17 protein-coding genes are annotated in these 19303 nt (G+C 48.2%); 16 read left to right on the top strand and 1 reads right to left on the bottom strand.

Going from position 1 to position 19303, the window contains the following annotated elements:
* Positions 1–173 precede the first annotated feature (173 nt).
* The 10 genes from EL628_RS27920 (at position 174) to csx15 (ending at position 11128) form a co-directional block, all read left to right on the top strand.
* Positions 174–749: a hypothetical protein gene (locus tag EL628_RS27920; protein ID WP_126583255.1), complete on the top strand. Its 576-nt coding sequence runs from the start codon at positions 174–176 to the stop codon at positions 747–749.
* Between the two features lie 645 nt (positions 750–1394).
* Positions 1395–2093 carry a cysteine peptidase family C39 domain-containing protein gene (locus EL628_RS27915; RefSeq protein ID WP_161975833.1) on the top strand — a complete coding sequence of 233 codons (699 nt, stop codon included), beginning with the start codon at positions 1395–1397 and terminating at the stop codon, positions 2091–2093.
* A 528-nt stretch (positions 2094–2621) separates the two neighbouring features.
* Positions 2622–3713, top strand: coding sequence for a type III-B CRISPR module RAMP protein Cmr1 (cmr1, locus tag EL628_RS27910; RefSeq protein ID WP_161975832.1), 1092 nt, complete (start codon positions 2622–2624; stop codon positions 3711–3713).
* Positions 3713–5773, top strand: coding sequence for a type III-B CRISPR-associated protein Cas10/Cmr2 (gene cas10 / locus EL628_RS27905; protein WP_161975830.1), 2061 nt, complete (start codon positions 3713–3715; stop codon positions 5771–5773). Before cmr1 ends, cas10 begins: the two co-directional genes overlap by 1 nt.
* Positions 5773–6960 (top strand): type III-B CRISPR module-associated protein Cmr3, encoded by a 1188-nt coding sequence (cmr3, locus tag EL628_RS27900; protein ID WP_126583251.1) that lies wholly within the window; start codon positions 5773–5775, stop codon positions 6958–6960. The genes cas10 and cmr3 overlap by 1 nt, the downstream gene beginning before the upstream one ends.
* On the top strand, positions 6960–7883 hold the full coding sequence (gene cmr4 / locus EL628_RS27895; protein ID WP_161975828.1) for a type III-B CRISPR module RAMP protein Cmr4: 924 nt from the start codon (positions 6960–6962) through the stop codon (positions 7881–7883). The genes cmr3 and cmr4 overlap by 1 nt, the downstream gene beginning before the upstream one ends.
* Before the next feature lie 16 nt (positions 7884–7899).
* The gene (gene cmr5, locus EL628_RS27890) at positions 7900–8409 is read left to right on the top strand and encodes a type III-B CRISPR module-associated protein Cmr5 (RefSeq protein ID WP_161975827.1); all 510 of its coding nucleotides are present in this window, start codon (positions 7900–7902) and stop codon (positions 8407–8409) included.
* Positions 8409–9569: a type III-B CRISPR module RAMP protein Cmr6 gene (cmr6, locus tag EL628_RS27885; RefSeq protein WP_126583248.1), complete on the top strand. Its 1161-nt coding sequence runs from the start codon at positions 8409–8411 to the stop codon at positions 9567–9569. Before cmr5 ends, cmr6 begins: the two co-directional genes overlap by 1 nt.
* Positions 9570–9717: 148 nt before the next feature.
* Entirely contained in the window at positions 9718–10635 is a 918-nt protein-coding gene (locus EL628_RS27880) for a PDDEXK family nuclease (protein ID WP_126583247.1), read from the top strand.
* Positions 10636–10744: 109 nt separating this feature from the next.
* Positions 10745–11128, top strand: coding sequence for a CRISPR-associated protein Csx15 (csx15, locus tag EL628_RS27875; protein WP_245994504.1), 384 nt, complete (start codon positions 10745–10747; stop codon positions 11126–11128).
* 165 nt (positions 11129–11293) lie between these two features.
* On the opposite strand, the gene EL628_RS27870 is transcribed toward csx15, so the two are convergent.
* A complete protein-coding gene (locus tag EL628_RS27870; protein WP_126583246.1) occupies positions 11294–12166 on the bottom strand; it encodes a CRISPR-associated ring nuclease in 873 nt (290 codons plus the stop codon).
* 56 nt (positions 12167–12222) lie between these two features.
* On the opposite strand from EL628_RS27870, the gene EL628_RS27865 reads away from it, so the two are divergent.
* The 6 genes from EL628_RS27865 to EL628_RS27840 all read left to right on the top strand — a co-directional run bounded on the left by EL628_RS27865 (position 12223) and on the right by EL628_RS27840 (position 19302).
* Complete coding sequence (locus EL628_RS27865) at positions 12223–13395, top strand: CRISPR-associated protein Csx3 (protein ID WP_126583245.1); 1173 nt, start codon at positions 12223–12225, stop codon at positions 13393–13395.
* Positions 13396–13626: 231 nt separating this feature from the next.
* Positions 13627–14193 carry a hypothetical protein gene (locus EL628_RS27860; RefSeq protein ID WP_126583244.1) on the top strand — a complete coding sequence of 189 codons (567 nt, stop codon included), beginning with the start codon at positions 13627–13629 and terminating at the stop codon, positions 14191–14193.
* 198 nt (positions 14194–14391) lie between these two features.
* Complete coding sequence (locus tag EL628_RS27855; protein WP_126583243.1) at positions 14392–14850, top strand: GNAT family N-acetyltransferase; 459 nt, start codon at positions 14392–14394, stop codon at positions 14848–14850.
* A 652-nt stretch (positions 14851–15502) separates the two neighbouring features.
* Positions 15503–17023 carry a PqqD family protein gene (locus EL628_RS27850; RefSeq protein ID WP_126583242.1) on the top strand — a complete coding sequence of 507 codons (1521 nt, stop codon included), beginning with the start codon at positions 15503–15505 and terminating at the stop codon, positions 17021–17023.
* 32 nt (positions 17024–17055) lie between these two features.
* Positions 17056–18351, top strand: coding sequence for an ATP-grasp domain-containing protein (locus EL628_RS27845; RefSeq protein ID WP_126583241.1), 1296 nt, complete (start codon positions 17056–17058; stop codon positions 18349–18351).
* Between the two features lie 21 nt (positions 18352–18372).
* Positions 18373–19302 carry a carbon-nitrogen hydrolase family protein gene (locus tag EL628_RS27840; protein ID WP_218029014.1) on the top strand — a complete coding sequence of 310 codons (930 nt, stop codon included), beginning with the start codon at positions 18373–18375 and terminating at the stop codon, positions 19300–19302.
* Position 19303 lies beyond the last annotated feature (1 nt).

Raw genomic sequence — 19303 nt, 5'->3', positions numbered from 1 at the left:
TCGCCTTCTTGATAAAGAATGTGATACCCTTGAAGAAGAGATTTGTATTCCTCATCAGCGTGGCTCTTCACGAGTATTGTATTGGGATGAAATTGCTCCACTCTTGCTTTATAGCGTATAGAATGGATGAGTCTGTTATTATTGGCAATTGTTAGTGAACGGGAGAATCTATTGTGCATGGGGTTGTAGTGTCGCCGCTGACGGCATGGCAAAATTTTTATGTGATTGTGGGCTCTGCGGCAGCGGCTTTAACAGGGTTAATGTTTGTCGTCGTTACGCTGATTGTCAGCCTTTCGATACGCAGATCGAATAGTTCAATTGCAGCCTTTGGGACGCCAACCGTTGTGCATTTCTGTGTGACGCTGCTTATTGCGGCACTTCTCTGTGCCCCCTGGCAGGAACTCTGGCTGGTCAGTCTGATGCTTGGCCTTATTGGTCTGGGTGGAGTACTCTATATCGCGAATGTGACACGAATAGCGATGAAGCAGGAGCACTATCGACCAGTATTTGAAGACTGGCTGTGCCATACGGTTCTTCCATTTATTGCGTATCTTGCATTATTTGTCGCGGCAATTGTGTTTCTTTATTATCCAGTGAATGCATTGTTTATCGTTGGTGCTGTGACGCTGATCTTCTTGTTTGTTGGTATTCATAACTCATGGGATACGGTAACATTTATAACTTTGGAGAGTTACAAGCAAGAGCAGAGTGATCAGGCTCGTATCGAAGAATCCGCTACTACTCATTGATAATACTCGCTTTGAAAGCCCTCTGAAGAACAGGGAGGCCGCTCATGCTGGAATCTTAGCAGGTGCAGCCATCAACATTGGCTCTGTTAAGCCATTTATTGTCTGGGAGAGCTTGCCTGCTCTCATGGAAGATGACCCAATAGGAACAAATAAAGCCTTTTCTATTGTTATCTATTCCACTAAGCCTTATGATGATGATACAATCAACACTAATCAGAAGCTGAGCGGTGAACTTTGCCTCTTTCTTCAGCAGCTTTTTGCTTGATGCAACCATTATTGCTCATGGACTGTAACTCGACAGGGAAGAAAACGAGTTAATAGGTGTGTTTCATGTTTCAGATTCAAGTTCTGTTTTTTATTGCGGCTCTTCTTATCACTATCATTGGGATTTTTCTCACGTTCAAGTCTCCTGGGTCTTCTTCATCTCTGCGAACACAGGATCTTTCTCGATCGACGCAGAGTACGACAAATCGGAGTTCAACAAATCGGAGTTCAACAAATCGGGGCACGACAAGAATATCCGCACCTGTTCCACCGCATAGGAAGCCTCGTTATACTTCGCATACGGATTATCGTGCTCGAAGCACGCACTATCAGCCCCGGCGCAGCCAGAAGCCATCCCACCTTAATCGATGGGAAAGAGTAATGAGCCATCCTCTCTTGCAGATATTCGGAGGAAGACCGTTATTGGGTGGTGGTCTTATCTGCATTCTTGTGATCTTATGTATTGTAATTATGCAGCCATTATTCACTCATGCGTCACCGCTTCAGACTTCCTTGACCCGAGCACAGAACACGCAAGCCAAAACATCACAGATACAGTTTGTTGGGGTGACGGGTGTCTCCAGAACGCTGGTTCGTGTTGGTCAACTTGATCGCCAACAATACGCCTCTGATGATGAATTTACTACCTGGTCTCCTTCAGCCTGTTCTGCTGCTGCGATGACTGAAGTCATCAATGCCTATGGCAATCATTATAAAATTACGGATATCTTAAAGGTTGAGGCAGATCTTCAACAAATTACTCCTGAGGCTGGCCTTCTCCAGCCGAGCGGTATTGATCGGACGGTCAACGCCTTCGGGTTTGATGCTGCTCATCTTGATAATCCTCCTCTCGATGATGTATTGAAGATCGCAAATCAAGGCCAGCCAGTGATTATCAGTTTTCCTCCGGGAACCTGGTCTGCTGGTGGACATATTCTCATTTTGCGAGGTGGGCATGACGATACAATTTACCTCGCAGATTCCTCAAAAGCGGATATGGTTGAGATGACGCGGACAACATTTTTGCACTACTGGCGTGGCTTTGCCGTTGTTGTTACTCCACAAAGCAACAACGGTTAGCCCTTGCTGGGATGGAGATATGGTATGAAAATCCTGATATACCGGCCTCTCCTGCTCAGGACTGTCATTGCGAATCCTCCATGTACAGACCAGTGAAACACTAATAGTGTTCTTTCCTTCAGACTTTTTTATCAGAGATTACAGTGCTACTCGATATTTGTCACGGTGTTCCAGGTCGATCCCCTGTTGACGGCCATGTCTCCCAACCAACCGCCCTGCCTGCTGAACTCGCTTACTCACCTCTCTCTTGCTACCGAATACATTGCCTCTTCTGCGAGAACTGGAATGCCCTGCCATATTTATGTATGTAATAGAAAAAAGCCTGATCTTATGGTAGGATAGAACCTGTTTATTGAAGAACTTGTAAACAACAATAGAAATGGTTGCTGAAGGCAAAATCAAAGGAGATGTTGAGGTTTTTCCAATACATTGTGGATGTCATGCTCATGAGAGTGATGCTATGATTGGTGACATACCATACATGTATAACTTCTACTGGTTATGCTTGTGATGAAAGGATTCAGTTTTATGCAGGAAGTGACGTTTGACCTGCAAACTCTTACTCCACTTTTTTTATCTGGTGCCTATCCAACCGATGTGGAACTTCGCCCACCCTCATTTCGAGGTGAGATGCGTTACTGGTTGCGCACTCTGTTAGGCGGCATGCTGGGTACTGATACTAAAGGACTGGAGCAAGTGGCAGCAATAGAGGAGCAGGTCTTTGGCTCGACCGAGAGAGGCTCTGGTGTAATAGTTCGCCTCTCGCCCCAACCCTTTTTTCCCGAGGCGTTTCGACGTAGGTCCTTTACAAGTGAGTCTCATGGACGAGAAGTCTGTAGACGTGAGCCTCGTGGGCGAGATGTTTGTAAGCAAGATGTCTGCGGAGGAAGAAGCTCTGGATATGATTACCTGTTCTGGTCTATAGGTATGCATAAAGGTGGTAATTTAGCAAATGGCGATTATAAACAATCAAAACAATTTATACCAGTAGGGACGTCTTTTCAATTAACGCTGGCTACTCGTGCCGGGAAAGAGCAAGCACTTGCGCAGAGTGTGGCTGCGCTCTGGTTATTGACCCATCTTGGTGGGATTGGCTCACGCTCTCGCCGCTGTGCAGGGAGCTTGCAGATGACCGGTAACTTCTCCCCTTTTCCCTTTACTATCCCTAAAACACCTGAAGAACTATCTATACAACTCTCCGATGGTATTCGTGAAGCGCGCAAAATTTTTGGTTTGACTTCTCAATCTATCCGTCAGCCATCTTTTGATGTGCTCTCAAAGGACAATGCCCATATCTGGGTCCTGTCTGATACAGGTCAGCCTTATGCCTCCATTGATCACGCTTTTAATGACATCGGGACCAGTTTACAGTGCTATCGTAGCACCATTTCACCGCTGGCAAGGCGAAAAATCTTTGGTCTTCCTCTCATGAATGTGGATAACCGTAGCCGTATTGCTTCACCACTTCAGTTGCGTCTGACGAAGCTACAGAACGGTAAGTATGTTGGAGTCGCTGTACTCTTTAAAACGCATCACAAGAATGTGAATGTTGCTGACTATGCATTGATTGAGAAATGGGTAGAGCTTTATTTCCCAGGGGCATTAAAGGTGCAACTATAATGCAAAATCAAACTCAAAGATATATGCTCATCTTTTCGCTAGGCCCGGTTCAGACCTTTATTGCGCAGGCGCGTAAAACACGGGATCTCTGGGTGGGAAGTTACCTGGTGGCCAGATTGATGGAGCAGGCATTGCGCAGTATTGATGACAGGGTACGAGTGTTCCCAGCCAATCCAAAAGTTTTGAAGATTCCTGATATCCCCAATAAATATATTGCGCTCTATGATACGCAAGCTGAAGCCCATAAAGCTGTTGAGCTTAGTATAAAACGAGTTGAGGACTATTGGCAGTCGCTCTGTACTGATGTCTGGAGTAAGATTCTTGCGCCTTATGCGGATGCTACAACGAAAGCTATCTGGGATCGGCAAACAAAATTTGCATCGCTCTTCGAAATCTATTGGGTGATTGTGCCAGGTTCTAAGGATAAGGATCACTACGCAACGTTGCTAGAACATGCCGAGGCAGCCTTTGCGGCTCGTAAGCGTTTGCGCGATTTTCAGATGAGTGATGAGCCGGGTGAGAAGAGTACGATCTCCGGCGAGCGCGAGGTCTTGCGTACCGCCCATGAGGATATTCGTGTCTTCTGGAAACGCGCGGCTCAAAGCTTACAATCAGAAAGCGATCTCAATCTAGATGGGCTTGAGCGCCTGGATGCCATCGATATCATCAAGCGTTTTGCCATGAATATCGGGGCTCTGGATTATGAACAGCCCTTTCCTTCGACCAGTTCGATTGCAGTGGCCCCTTATCTTGAGCAGCTCTTCCACCATCCACTTGCGAGCACGGTGCTTGAGGAATGGAAACAAGCCACCAGCGGCCCTCTCCTCTCGCAGCCGAAGAGTGTAGTGGATAACATGCCTTTTTTGCACGCTCTGGCGCAAGACAAGAAGAAGGATTGGTTGTTACAACGGGATGGTGATCTCTATTTTGCTGCCACCTTTACCAGAGAGCGCCTGAAAAAGAGCTATCCTGCCTTAAAGGAGGCCGACCGGGATGAGCGGGCGAAGCAGGGTAGGGAGGCACTCAAGCGCTTGTTGCTCGCAACTGATGAGCTAAAGATTACACGTCCCACGCCCTATTATGCTGTTGTACAAATGGACGGTGATAACCTTGGCATGTTGCTCAGCAACGTTAAGACGCGAGAACATCACACCACCATTAGCCGAACCCTCTCTCAATTCTCTGGGAGCGATCGGAACAGTCAAGGGCAGGCAACCGCTGAGAGCATTGTCGAGTCTCAGTACCCTGCTCGACTGGTCTATGCTGGCGGCGATGATGTGTTAGCCTTTGCACCATGTGCCCGTGATATTCAATCAGCTGAGAGGGAGCAACAGTTAGAGACCGTCCTGGACCTGGCGAATGCGTTGCAACAGACCTATTGTGAAAAGGTCAGAGCGATCATACCAGAGAAAGATCAAGAGAAGGTAACGGCCAGCACAGGCATTGTCATTGCACATCATCACATGCCCCTCTCTTTTGTGATGCGCACTGCTCGTGATGCTGAGCGATTGGCTAAGACCCGATACGGCAAAAACGCACTGGTTGTGACGGTGCTACGCAACTCTGGTGAGCAGACCTCGGTTGGGTGTCATTGGCGCTATCCTGAGCCGGAAACGGATGGCCAGCCGTGCCCCGATCTCAAACTGGAAATAGATAGCCAGCCTCTCTCTGTGTTTCTGCGTTTCTACCACCTCTTCAAAGCAGATATTCTGTCGCCGAAGTGTGTGTATAACTTGCTGGAGGAGGCTCCCATCCTGGTTAAATTGGAACAAACTGCTCAGGTGAGCGAGGTGAGGCGCGTTCTCAGCAGGCAGTCTGATCTTGATCTCTACGCGAAAGAACACAACCTCGCAAAAGACGAAGCCAGGCAGAAGCTCAAGGCATATATCCAGCAGGAAGCGTGTTGCCTTATCAAGCTTGCGCTACAGATGGATGCTCAGCAACCAGAGGGCACTTTGCTGGCGACTGAGCTGCATGCTGATACTGCCCGCTATGGCCTTATCGAGGTCCTTGGCTGGCTCCTGGTGATGCTTTTCTTTGCCCGAAAGGATCGAGAGTAATGCGTATCTATATTGAACCGGGTGAGTCGCTGATGTTTCGTACCGGGCGCCCTTTTCAAGCTGGCGAGGATGGTTTTGCAGAAAGTCTTTTTCCTCCCACTCCTGAGACGATCCAGGGGGCGCTACGGGCTGCTATTGCCACACAATGGGGCTTACATCAGCGGCCACCCCTGCACAATGTCAGCCAGATCTTCAGGCAGCGAGAACTCCTCTCATTGATTGGAGATCGTCATTCGTATGGACGCTTTCGTATTACAGGTCTGACCCTGGGACGGCGACGAGATGGAACGATTGAGCGTCTCTTTCCTGTCCCTGCTCACATTATTAAGGTTTCTGTTGGTGAGGGCAAGCAGAGAGAAGAACGTTTCCTCTCAATGCATCCACTGGCTGCTTCAGATAAGAATGTTTTGACAAATACTCCTGAAGGGATTGCTCATCTGCTTTATCCAAAGGAAGAAGTAAAGATGAGCCAGAAAGCAGCCGTACTCTCTGACTGGATGACTCCACGGGGCTTACATGCGGTCCTCCATGACGATCTGCCCTCGAAAGAAGATCTGGTCTCTCGAGAGAACATCTATACATCTGAACCTCGGCTTGGGATTGGGATAGAGAATAGCTCTAAAACCACAAAAGAGGGCCATCTTTACCAGGCACACTTTGTCCGTATGAGCGAGGGCTATGGCTTTGTAATTGATATCGCTCTTGGATCAACTGAGAGTAGCAATACCGATCTCTCTCGTGCTAATGAATTGCAGACAGAGGAGGAGCTCTCATTCTTGCAGGATGGCTGGTTGACCATTGGGGGAGAGCAACGTTCCGCACGCCTGTTTGTCCTTGATCGCAAGGATGGAGCGGCGCTTCAACGGGGACAGGAACCAGAATTGCACGCAAGTGGCGAGAAACAGTTTCTCTACTTTGCGACACCAGCATTTTTTCAACGGGGCTGGCTCCCACCAACGGAACAGTTGCGCGCCCCCATTGTCACAGCGGCAATCAATAAATATCAGACCATTGGTGGCTGGGCGCTTGAACCTGGTCATGCCGGAGGGAGTCCCAAGACCACTCATCGCTGTGTGCCTGCGGGCAGCATCTACTTTTTTGATACCTCAATTCAAGTGTCACAGCCTTTAACGGAACATGGCTGGCAAATTGGTTATGGCCTAACATATACAGGAGTATGGAGATAATGATTACTGATACTGCAATGTTATATCTTTATGTTGAGACCCCATTACATGCAGGTGTTGGATCGGGCTTAAGTAGCATCGACCTGCCTATTCAGCGTGAGCGCACCACCCAGTATCCGACGATTCAAGGGAGCGGTATTAAAGGGAAGCTGCGTGCGGCTGCCGGTAGCGCCTGGAAAAAAGACGAAGAAAAAGATGATGTGGCTATTGTCTTTGGCCCTGAGCAAAGCGGTGCAGATCATGCTGGTGCCTTGATTGCGGGCGATGCCCGTCTTCTGCTCTTTCCGGTGCGCTCACTCAATGGCGTCTTTGCCTATACTACCTCACGTGATGTTCTCTACCGTTTCTTGCGCGATAGGAGCCGTGGACGTCAGCCTTTGCCATGGAAAGAGCTCCCTGAGCAAGTTGAGCATCTCGCCCTCGTTCCAAAGCGCAGCCGGATCACCGCTGAGCAGAGCCTCGTCTTAGAGGAATTTAGCTTTGATGCGGAAGAGAACGATGTAGTCACAGATATTGCTACCTGGTTGGCTGACAACGTGCTTCCCAGGACCCCTGAATATGCCTACTGGCGTACCAAACTCAAAGAATCGCTGGTGATCCTACCGGAGAATGATTTCCGCGACTTCGTCGTCAATGCCACCGAGATCATCACTCGTATTCGCATCGATCGCGACACGAAAACGGTCAAGAGTGGAGCGTTATGGACAGAAGAACACCTGCCAGCCGATACGCTGCTCTATGTGCCTATGTATGCTACAAATGCGCGCCACAATACGGAAAACAAAAAATATCAAAGCCAGTTGCAATCAGCCCGGCATATCCTGGATAAAGCTCGTACGCTCGTAGAGAGTCAACAGGGCTATCTACAACTGGGTGGTGATGAGACTGTTGGCCGTGGCATTGTACGTATGCATTGGAATTAGGATGGAGCACGCTAAGATGATGGATGAGAGACAACAGACACGCCGTCAAAATATCGATGAGCGACAGACACGCCGTCAAAATATTGAACAAGAGCGTGCCCGTATCGCGTGGGAGCATGTACGCGAGATTGTTGCCACAAGCGATGCTACAACAAAGAAAGAATACCGCTCAATTGCTCGCGGCTTGAACTCAATGATTCAGATTAACGGCCTTGGCCCAACGCTAGGTTTTTTGAAGGCAAAAGGGACAGTGAAGGGAAGAAAGGACCCGAACAAGGCACATTCAAGATTGCTCAATCATATCAATCTCTGGATGAGTGGGCCATCTCAAGAGAGCAATCAGAAAGAGCACTATCATTTTGCGACCTCGAATCGTGAGGCTTTAAATGCGGAGGGTGGGCTCCTCAACTGGATCACCGATCCGGGCACGAGTAGCGCTGATTATCGCCGAGCTACTACCGAGGTCCTCGCCTTTGGTAACTGGCTACGCCGTTTTGCAGAAGCCGAATTGGAGGAGGAGAGCTAATGGCGAGCCAGTATTATCTGCCTCTACGTACTGAGAGCCTTGTCAAAAAGAGGATCGGCCAGTGTCAAAACCTGGCCCTGATTCTCGACAAGTATCCCGAGCGTATCGCTATCGAGGATACTGAGAAGAAGAGTGAATGGCTCCAACAGTTAGCAAAGAAGGATGCACACATTGATAAAGGACTGATCGAGGCCTCTTACAAGCGCTGGGCTGTCATGACGGAAAAGCTACATGCTACGCGTTTCCAGGCAAAGCTCTCCTGGCGTATGGTTATTGGCCTGGGTGGTGGGAACGCCTTAGAAACGGATCTCACGCTGCACCATCACTATGGCATCCCCTTCATTCCAGGTAGCGCCCTCAAAGGTCTCACACGTGCGTATGTTGCCGGGGAAGAAGAGCAATTTTTTATCGCGAAGAACGAGCGCAAGGTACCCTCCTCTTCTTCAGATGAGGATCATGAAGAGGTGAAACGCATTTTTGGTACCCAGAATTCAGCTGGTACGGTCACCTTTTATGATGCCATCCCTTACGACGGAACCTGTGCTTTTGCCGTGGATATCATGAACCCACACTATCCAGACTATTATAAAACCTTGAAGAACGATCGAGGAACTCCACCCGGCAACGACCAGAATCCTATTCCAATTGCCTTTCTGACCGTAGACACCATGAAATTTGCCTTTGCCGTGGCACCTCGAGATCCCCAGGATAGCAGGCATGTTGAAGATGCAGAAAAGGTTGCCGCCTGGCTCCAAACGGCTCTGACAAAATATGGAGTGGGCGGCAAGACCAGCGCTGGCTATGGCCTCTTTCAGCGGTTCGAGACCATCGAAGATAGTGTGGTTGCCAGCCCGGCAGTCACTCATCTCATACCTACGCCCACCTTCTTAAAAGGAATTGTATATCAAGGCGTAGTCCTTGCCCCGACGGCGGATTTGAAGGCACTCTATCCAGATGCCACCCAGTATCTTAGCTATCGAGATTTTCCCATCACACAACTCTTGCTTGTTGTTGGAACGGACTCACCGGAGGCCTTAGACTGGAAAGTTAAAGATACCCGATCTTGCCTCTGCGAGCGTACTGAGGAGCGCGATGGTGTCACCATCGTTGTGTGTAAAACGAACCTGAACAAAAAGAACAAGAACAAAAAGAAAAAATAGAGCCACATAAAGCAGATAGAGCTCCCATGAAGCCGGTGAAGAGTTCAAGCAAATGCTCAAAATGAGCTCAAATAAAGGAATCTTCACAGCTTCTAAGAGAGCTCTATTGTAAAGTAGGTAGTTAAAAGAGGAAAAGGAGCTATGATCTATGACGTTTATCGTTCAACTTGTTGGCGAACAGTATCTACCAAATGTATTACCTGTTCGTCACTATCATCCAGACTATGTCCTGCTTGTCTATTCTAAAAGAACCAGATCTCATTTTGAGCGTCTACAGCACTTTTTGCAGTCCGAAACGAATGTTATGGGTGTCGAGACCGATGCCTTTAATATTGCAATTATTACCGAACAAATAGAACAGGCCCTACAAACATACCAGGAGCGATGGAAGGACCAGACAGGCAAAACAACGTTGCTTTTTAACCTGACTGGCGGCACAAAAGCTATGATCCTGGGTGCTCAGCAGTTAGCCTCTCATTATCAGGCACCAATCTGTTACTTGCAAAGCGAAGGTATACAAAGCGTCATTTACTCCTACGAATGGAATATGAATCGACTCAGACAAAAAGAAAGAGAGACCCTGCCATCATATCTTAACTTACGAGAAATGCTTAATCTTACTCTTGGTAAAGAGGGGGTCGTGTGGAAAGAAAATGGTCCAAGTCCAGAAGAAGGGGGCCTCTTTGAACGTGCGATTGCTGATGTGCTCTATCGCGATCCCGACTATGAAGTCATGTGTGGTGTGAAATTTTACGATAATATAGAGATTGATGTGGTGATTCGTTATCAGAATCAGTTAGGGATTCTCGAAGCCAAAATCGATAAAAAAGCTGGGAAATTGGAAGGTATACACCAACTCGGGACAGCTGTTCGTCCTCTTGGGACCTATACGAAACAATTTTTTGCCATCAACAATAATGATTCAGAAGGATCCCAGAAAATTGTTCGAGAGGTATCGCGCATTATTATCATCCCTTTGTTAGAGTATAAACGTGGCGCTACATCACTTACCGATGGAGATGCGGCGATCTTAACTGCTAAGGTTGCCCAAAGTTTTAAGGAGTAAGTAAAGAGCCCTGATCTCTCAGGATGGAGTTGGAAGATCCGAATAGGATCTCAACGTCTCCAGCATTTTTGGTGAAGGCCATTGAACCAGATTTTTCGAGGATGTAATAATGGTGTATGTATTAAATTTTTCTCACCCTTTGACTGAGTCGCAGAAGGTACAGATACAGCAGTTGACGGGTATCTCGGATATAGATGTAAAAAGCATCCCGGTGCAGATTGACCAGCGAGAGGCACTGGAACTTCAGATAGCGGCCATTCTGGATGCGGTCCAGATGAGCCCCGAGGAGTGGCAGACGATCCCATTGCTGATCAATCCACCAGGCTATGCACCGGCGGCCTTTGTCCTGCTGGCGATGCTGCATGGACGTATTGGCCACTTCCCGGCTTTGATCCGTATGCGGCCAAAGGAGGGGGCAGTGACGACGTTTGAGGTCGCTGAGATTCTTAATCTACAGAGCATTCGTGAGCGAGCGCGGCTCAAACGTCACTAGTTCTTATTGTATTGTCAGCGAGCAATAGGACGGGGAAGCGATCATCTCATACCAGCCGGTCCTCTTTTTTTGATCTTGTTGCTCGTTTTACCATGGTTTATTCGTCTGATCAGTAGCATCAACACTATACAGATCTGTCTGGTCGGCATAATTGCCAGACGGTCGTTAGCTTTTATAGTTGTCCTCAAAATAGGTGCCAAATTTTTGATAAAAAAAGTGGTAATCGATGGAATCGCTGGCTGGAAGATCCCAGATGGTGCGACAGTGCTGGAACAACGTATGTTTATGGCTGTGTACGGTTGCTTCGCTGATAGAAAGTTGTCTGGCTATCTGTGATGTGCGGAGGCCACGGGCGAAGGCTTTGAGGACTTTCAGTTGCCCTGGTGTAATCAGGTCGACGACGCTCTGGCAGCGCCTTCGCTCCTGCTGGTCGATCTGCTCCTGCTGTTCCTGCTCTGCAGTCTTAAAGGATGTTTGACCAGGAGCGATATAGGCACCAAGGGCGATAAAAGGCCCACGAATCAGCCTGACACCAGCTTCTGGTGAGACATGCATACGAGCGCCATCTTTGACCTGAGCGACAGTCTCGTCGGGCGTATAAATATGCCAGATATGATCATGGCGATCGAAGTTGATGGCAGCAACACAGGCGGCCAGCATTCCCATCATACGGCGACCACCAGTGATCGAGATATGGATATGATACCGTTGCCGTTTCAGATCGGCGATCAGTTGATGGATAGTCTCTAGTGTGGCATCGGCATGCTCATCATCGATGATATCGCCAATGGGCTCATCGTCCATCTTGATAACGTGCGGACGATAGTGGATCGTCTGCCCTGTTGCCTGATAGATATCGCCAACAAACTCGGCCTGCAATTGGCGTAGAGAGCGTTGCATCTTCTCGCTATTTGCACCAGGATGCATAACGATGACGTGACTGATGGGGAAATCCTTGAGTAGAAGATCGAGGGTGAACGTGACTATCTGGGGCTGCCCACCCAGTGTTGCCAGAAGAATATGCGGACGCTTTGACACGAAGCATTGCCTCCCTTTCCGTATACAGTCATGATGTAAAAGGAGTGATCATACAGATGAATCTCTTACCTGCCGTTGTGATCGGTGGACCTCCCCATGCGGGTAAATCGGTCCTGTTCTACAGTTTAACACATGCGCTTCGTGAGCGTCAGATCCCTCATCATGCGATTCGTGCCTGCCTCGATGGTGAGGGCAACTGGTCGCAAGAGGCACCCGCCGAGATAGTCAGCCAGATTCGGCTGAGCGTCAAGACAGAGTGGCCGGCCAGCTTTATCGACCGGATCTCACAGGATATTGAGCATCGCTGCCTGCCTTTCTTAATCGATATGGGAGGTCGTCCGCGTGGGAAGCAGCTCGAGCTATTCCGTCTGGCCACGCATGCAATTCTTCTTCTGCGAGCTGATAAGCCGGAAGATACGATCATGTGGCAACGCTTTATTCAGGAGAACAGCGTCGTCCCACTGGCTCAGCTTGTCTCGATTCAACAAAGAGAGACACAGCTTACCAGTCTTACCCCGATACTGGAGGGGACGATCAACAGGCTGGAACGCCATGAACTGACACGGCAGCATGGTCAAACATTTGAGCATCTGGTAGATCTGGTTGCTCAACTGTTCCGTTCCTATACACCGAAGGAATTAGACACAGCAGAAGAATTAGATGATGCCTATTTCCAGCCTGAACTCGGTGAGGTGATCAACCTTAAAACATTTATTGCGCCTGAAATGGAGTGGAAACCAGAGATGCTGCCATGTTTGCTGGCTCATATACCAGCTGGCGCAGCATTCGCGCTTTATGGTGTGGCTCCCACGTGGGTCTATGCTGCGGCGGCTGCGGCGGGTCAGCAGGCGTTGTCCCAGTTTGATCCCAAGCTACCCTTTGGCTGGGTGCGGCCCCTGGCTGTCGAGACGAGCTTAGAACAGCATCCCGATACCAGGATGGAGCTACAGAGCACAGCTACAGCAACCATCCTCTCCATCCAGATCCCGACGCGCCTGGAATATTTCCAGCCGGACCCTTTTCCGTTACCGCCGGTTGATGCCACTCAGGGACTCATCATCAGTGGCCGTATCCCATACTGGCTCATTACCGCCATTGTCCGGCATTATCGTGATCAACGGCTACCCTGGCTCGCCATCTACTCCCCCCAGCTCAACAAAGCCATCGTCGTTTCCTCTCGAACTAACATCTATCAGCCAGGCACCCTGCTCGATCTGACGACCGTATAGGCAATGGGTTCAGGCGAACCAATATCCAGGCAGATTCCCTTCCCAATGCATGTTACAGAATACTACACACCATGTACACGCCATCCGTCCCTGAGGTTTTGATCCAGTGGCCTTCAGGAACGGATGTGATACTATGAAGAAGAGTTCTGGTTGAAGGCCCTCATATCTATTCAGCAGAGAGGCGAATGAGAATTTTATCTGGTGCACTTTTGTAGTAAAGAGGTATATAGTATGCATATCATCCTTACAGCCTGGCAAAATTTTTATGTGATTATTGGTTCAGCAGCGGCTGCTTTGACAGGATTAATGTTTGTTGTCATTACATTAATTGCCAATGTTACGCAGAGAAGGTCAGGGAGCTCAATTGCAGCATATGGGACGCCAACAGTGGTGCATTTTAGTGTCACGCTTTTTATTGCTGCTCTTCTCTGTGCTCCATGGCAGGAACTCTGGCCTGTGAGTCTTATCATCGGATGTATTGGTACTGGTGGAGTGCTCTATATTGCAAATGTGATGCGATTAACTGTTCGATCGAGCCACTATAAACCAGTGCTAGAAGACTGGATGTGCCATATTATTCTGCCATTTCTCGCTTATACTGCACTTTTTATTGCGGCAATTGTGTTTCTCTACACTCCTGTGGTAGCGCTATTTATCATTGCTGCAGTTACGCTTTTGCTATTGTTTGTAGGTATCCACAATTCATGGGATATGGTCACATTTATTGCTATTATCAAGTATGAGCAAGATAATCAGGGGCAGAATAGTATCAAAGAATCCGTGGATGTTCATTTGTAGATAGCTGGTGAGATAGTTAGTAGTGAATGTAGATAGCTGGCATTGAAAACCAGCTATTGTAGAGTGTTCAGTGTGTGCGTAAATGGTCTGGATGTACGATGTGAAATTGGCTCTTGTGAGAAGACCATTGACAGGGGACAATGGTGAGGAGCGTATTCGACACGAATAGCTGTTTGTGAAATGGGAAAGGATACACACATGAGTAGCTCTACGTATAAGATTGTACAAGCGAGTCTTGAGCATATTTCAGTACTGGTACCGTTATTTGATGGCTATCGTCAGTTTTATGGGCAGGCGTCAGATCTGGCGGGTGCCGAGCGCTTTTTGGCCGATCATTTTAAGCGTAAGAGCTCGGTAGTTTTTCTGGCATTGGGTGAGGATCAGAAAGGACTTGGCTTTACGCAGTTGTATCCTTCTTATAGTTCTGTTTCGATGCGGCAGTTGTGGATCTTAAATGATCTATTTGTAGCCGCTGATGCCCGGCGTTCTGGCATTGGGAGAGCTTTGTTGGAGCGAGCCAGGGAATTTGCGCTGGAGACGCAGGCTAAAGGTCTGACATTAAATACAGCAGTAACCAATACAAGAGCGCAATCTGTCTATGAGTCGGCTGGTTGGCAACGCGAGACCGAGTTTTACGCATATAATCTTTACCTCTAAGGAGACCTTTATGAACGGGAGCTCACCACCCGGCACGAAGACTCCGTTTTCAGCAGAGATTAGTACAGGGAGAGAAGAGAGCTCACAGCGGTCTGTGTTATGATGACCACTGTAAGATAGGTAGCAACTTTTCATCATTGATGGCCGGTCCAGGATAGTGGGCCGGCCTTTTTTTTGAGGCGTCTGGAACGCGTGTTTTACGTATAAGCCGCGAATAGTGCAGATTCTGTTCTACGTGTCCCTTTTTTGTCCTGCAAATGTACGTAAGAAAAGGTGTCTAATTTCTTTTTATACGAGTATCCTTATAGGGGAGAATGGTTCTGCTTCCAAAAATTGCTCTACGCGCTTGATCCGCTGTAATGGCAATGCTCATTTCTTGCTGTGAATTCGGATTGTATTAAGATTTTTGTGTTAGCAAACGGGTAAAAGATAAAATGGTACAATATTTCATGGAAAAAATTTAAAGAGATGTGTATACTATAATAAAGTACTACTATTCCAGGATGGAACGGTTGGGATGACCACTGATGAGTAACAATGTGGCAAAGGTACTATGTTGTATCTACTACTTGAGCGTAGAGGCCAGGATTATAGGACGCTCTATCTTTTATAGACTCTATCTTTGATAAAAAAGAGAGGGAGGGTACGTGAGATGGGGATACAACAGGACCTATTTTGTGGTGATCAAGTGGAGAAACGAGAGGCAATCTATGCGGACTTGCTCGAACACGTTGGCTCTCATATTGTGCAGGATGCGATTCGTTGTACCACGCGCTTAAAAAAGATGCTTCCCCAGCCATTGCTCTCTGATAATACTGTGTTTGTGGCGTATGGTGGTGGAAAAGATAGTTCTTATATTGTCTGTTTTGTTCGGTTGATGCAGTTGATCTTATGGCAGGAGGAACGCGAAACGTTTCGTTTACGTATTGCGACAAATCGTCATTCTGGCATGCCTCACTCGGTCTTAGAAAATATTGATCGAGCCTATAGTGCTCTGGGTCTTTATCATGATCCGGATGTTGAGCTCTTTCTCATTGATGGTGACGAGGTGCGCCCTTTTGATCTTGACCTTCCGCTTCCTCTGAGTATCAAAGTTCGTAATCGGCTCGATATTTTGATGACAGGTCATCGTTGTGAGGGCGAGGCTCGTCCTACATTCTGTAATGCCTGTAATCTCAGTATGGTCCATTCCTTTAGAGTAATGCTTGGTTATAAAGCTGGCATTGATGTCATGATTACTGGTGATTCAAAACAAGAGCTCCATGCCTATACACTGTGGATTCGACAGATCGCGTTAAAATTAAAGCTAGCCCATCCTCCAGAAGATGGCAGCTTTCGTTCGTTTCTCAACACAGTCGAAGATATCGAGCAAAAGTATTATACACACCTCTATGTGGACGAGCAGCATAAAGAGCCACTGCCCCGACGAGCTCCCCTAAAATTTGTACGTGAGCCCTTCTTCTTCTCAGTATATCGTGATACTGCCTACAAAGTAGATGATCACTGGAAGATTCTCACTGATTTCCTCGCCTTTCAGTTTACAGAAGATGCCTTTAATTTCACCGAATCCGATTGTGGAAATCCTGCTTTGATGGCTCATTTACGTGGCCTGAAAATCGCTCATGTCTATGGTCGTACCTATGAAGAAGGAATTGCTGAATATCTTCACTTCGTCATTCGATTAATGGAGCAGAAAGATTTCCCCCCGGCACTTATTCAGCAAGCACAGGCGCGATATTCGTCTCCCGCCGCCATCGAAGTCATGAAGAAGAAGATGGATCAGTATGCGCTGGACGTATTTGATCTCTCAGAAGAGCAACTGGTCTGTATGATATATTCGCCATTTGTGCAAAGAGGAAAGAATTTAGCGCGCTATCTAGAGCACGAGCAACCAGAATTGTATCCATTGCTTGAAGATATTCATCTGTTATTGCGCGATACTACGTGCCCTACTGTCAGGCAGTCCAGCCTGGTCGTAAGGCTTCAGCAACTCTCTCATTTAGAACTGGAGCAGCTCCGCGTGTTATATGGGAAAAATGTATCAGTAAAGCATACCCTGCATTCAGAAGATCCCATCGCCATTATTTTGGCGGATGATCCACATAAGGCAGAGATTCAGACCACCCATTTTCCAGGGGGGCCCTCTGTCACAGACGTAATTACAGGACGATAGTTCTGCTATGCTGGTATTCAAGGAGGTTTTTTATGGCTCTTTTTGTTCAGATTGGTGCTACACGGGATGGAACCGATCCCTATTTACATGTTGCTCGTGGACGGGGTATGGAGGCTGTACTTGTTGAGACTTCTGACTATATTCTATTACGTCAAACATTAGGAAGGCTAGAATTTGATTATACGCTAGCGGTTGATGAGCCGTCTGATCCACAAGCGGTAGCGAAAGCGCTTGCCCAATTATCGGAAGTACCTGCACTTATTCTGGCTGGATTTGAGCGCTATATCTATAGTGCGTATAAGGTTGCCAATCTATTAAAGATACCCCCTTATGATAATGCGCATGTCTTTGTTCCGCCTAATAAGGCCCAGCAGCGTGATGCCCTTGCTCATGCGACGGCTTCATACGCCTCTGCTGACGCTATATTACAGCCACGTTATGTTGTACAGAGCGATGTCCAGATTGTACCAGCTCAGACAAGAGATTTTACCTATCCATTAGTGGTTAAGCCAGTGGATGGAGGGGGAGGATTGGGCGTTTTTCTTGTCCATACGCCCGATGAGGTGAAACTGGCCCTGGAGCGTCTTCAGAGTATTACCAATTATGATGGAGGCCAGTTTGAGGGGTTGTCGCTTGAAGAGTATGTTTCAGGGACAGAATATTCGGTCCAGGGTCTGGTCCATCATGGGAAAGCGACTGTTCTCACATTTTGTAAGAAATTTGTGCTTCTGGAGGAAGATAGCACCATAGGCTCGCTCCATATTTTTCGCGAGGTTGGTCATCTTGCAACACGAGGCGATAGAGTAGAGCCGGTCGTCAAGCAATTTGCGCAGACATGCGTGGATGTGTTCGGCTATTATACGGGTCCATTTCATATCGATATGGTCAAGTCTGGCGAGGGGTATGCCTATCTCGAAATGGGTTTTCGTCTGTCTGGTTTTGGCTTAACCCGCCTGGTACAACGGGTGAGCGGCTATGATTGGGCCAGAGAAGCCTTTGAGGCGCACCTTGGCAAGCCCGCCCTCCAACCCTCTCAACTGAGTGAGAGCCCTTATATTGGTCAGTTCACAGCCATCTCAGCTACTGAGCTAGAAAAGGCAGAGCAGCTTGCGGCTCAGGGATATTGTGTCGAGGTTCAGCGTTTTACCACGACTACCCCTGATCCAACGAGCTACTCAGCACGTTTGAAATCTGATCTTACGCGTCATGGCGGGGCAGTTGGTCGCGTGATCGCCTCGGCTGAGACCCTGGAGGAGGTTGAAAAGCTTCTGCAATTCTGTTCACCGGCACGCCTGAAGGAAAAAACAGTGTTCGTCACGCAATATTAGCCAACAGAAGGAGAGATGGCCATGCGCTGTTCAGATACGGTCACTGTCGCCGTTGCCCAGGTCGGGTCAGTCTTTATGGATCGAGAGGCCTGTCTCTCCAAAGCCTGCGCCTGGATTAAAGAGGCCGGTAAGAACGGTGCGCAGATCATCGTCTTTCCAGAGGCCTTTCTATCTGGTTATCCCCGTGGTTTGCGGTTTGATTCAGCCATTGGTAGTCGAGGAGCAAAAGGCAAGCAAGATTGGGTACGCTACTGGCGAAGTTCAGTAGCTGTGCCCAGTGACGCTCTGGAACCTCTGGCCTCAGCAATTCAGGAGGCTAACTCCTATGTCGTCATGGGTGTTACCGAGCAGGCGAGTGAGAGTGGAACGCTGTACTGCACGCTTCTGTATTATGGACCTGATGGCACCTTGTTAGGAAAGCATCGCAAGCTCAAGCCAACCGCTATTGAACGTCTGATCTGGGGCGAGGGAGATGGAAGTACGCTTTTTACCACCTCCACCCCTTATGGGCGTCTTGGCGGGCTGATCTGCTGGGAGAACTATATGCCTCTGGCAAGGATGGCCATGTATAGTCAGGGCGTCAATCTTTATGTTGCTCCAACTGCCGATCAGCGTTCAAGCTGGCAAGCGACGATTCAACATATTGCCTGCGAGGGGCGTTGTTTTGTACTGGCGGCCAATCAATTTGTACGGAAGGAGGATTATCCAACTGATCTGGCCTGTTACTCTGAGCTAGAGCAACAGCCAGATATCATGTGTCGCGGAGGGAGCGCCATTGTCAATCCATTTGGCGAATATCTGGCGGGCCCATTGTACGATCAGGAGCAACTTCTCTATGCAGAGCTTGATCTCCAGCAGATCGATCAGGGCCATCTGGACTTTGACGTCATGGGGCACTATGCTCGACCTGATGTGTTTCTCTTTCGCGTCAATGATCCTCCACAAAGATAGC

Source organism: Tengunoibacter tsumagoiensis, assembly GCF_003967535.1.
GTDB classification, from domain to species: Bacteria; Chloroflexota; Ktedonobacteria; order Ktedonobacterales; family Ktedonobacteraceae; genus Tengunoibacter; species Tengunoibacter tsumagoiensis.
The sequence above is the reverse complement of the archived record's forward strand: the minus strand, read 5'-3'. Positions and strand labels throughout refer to the sequence as shown.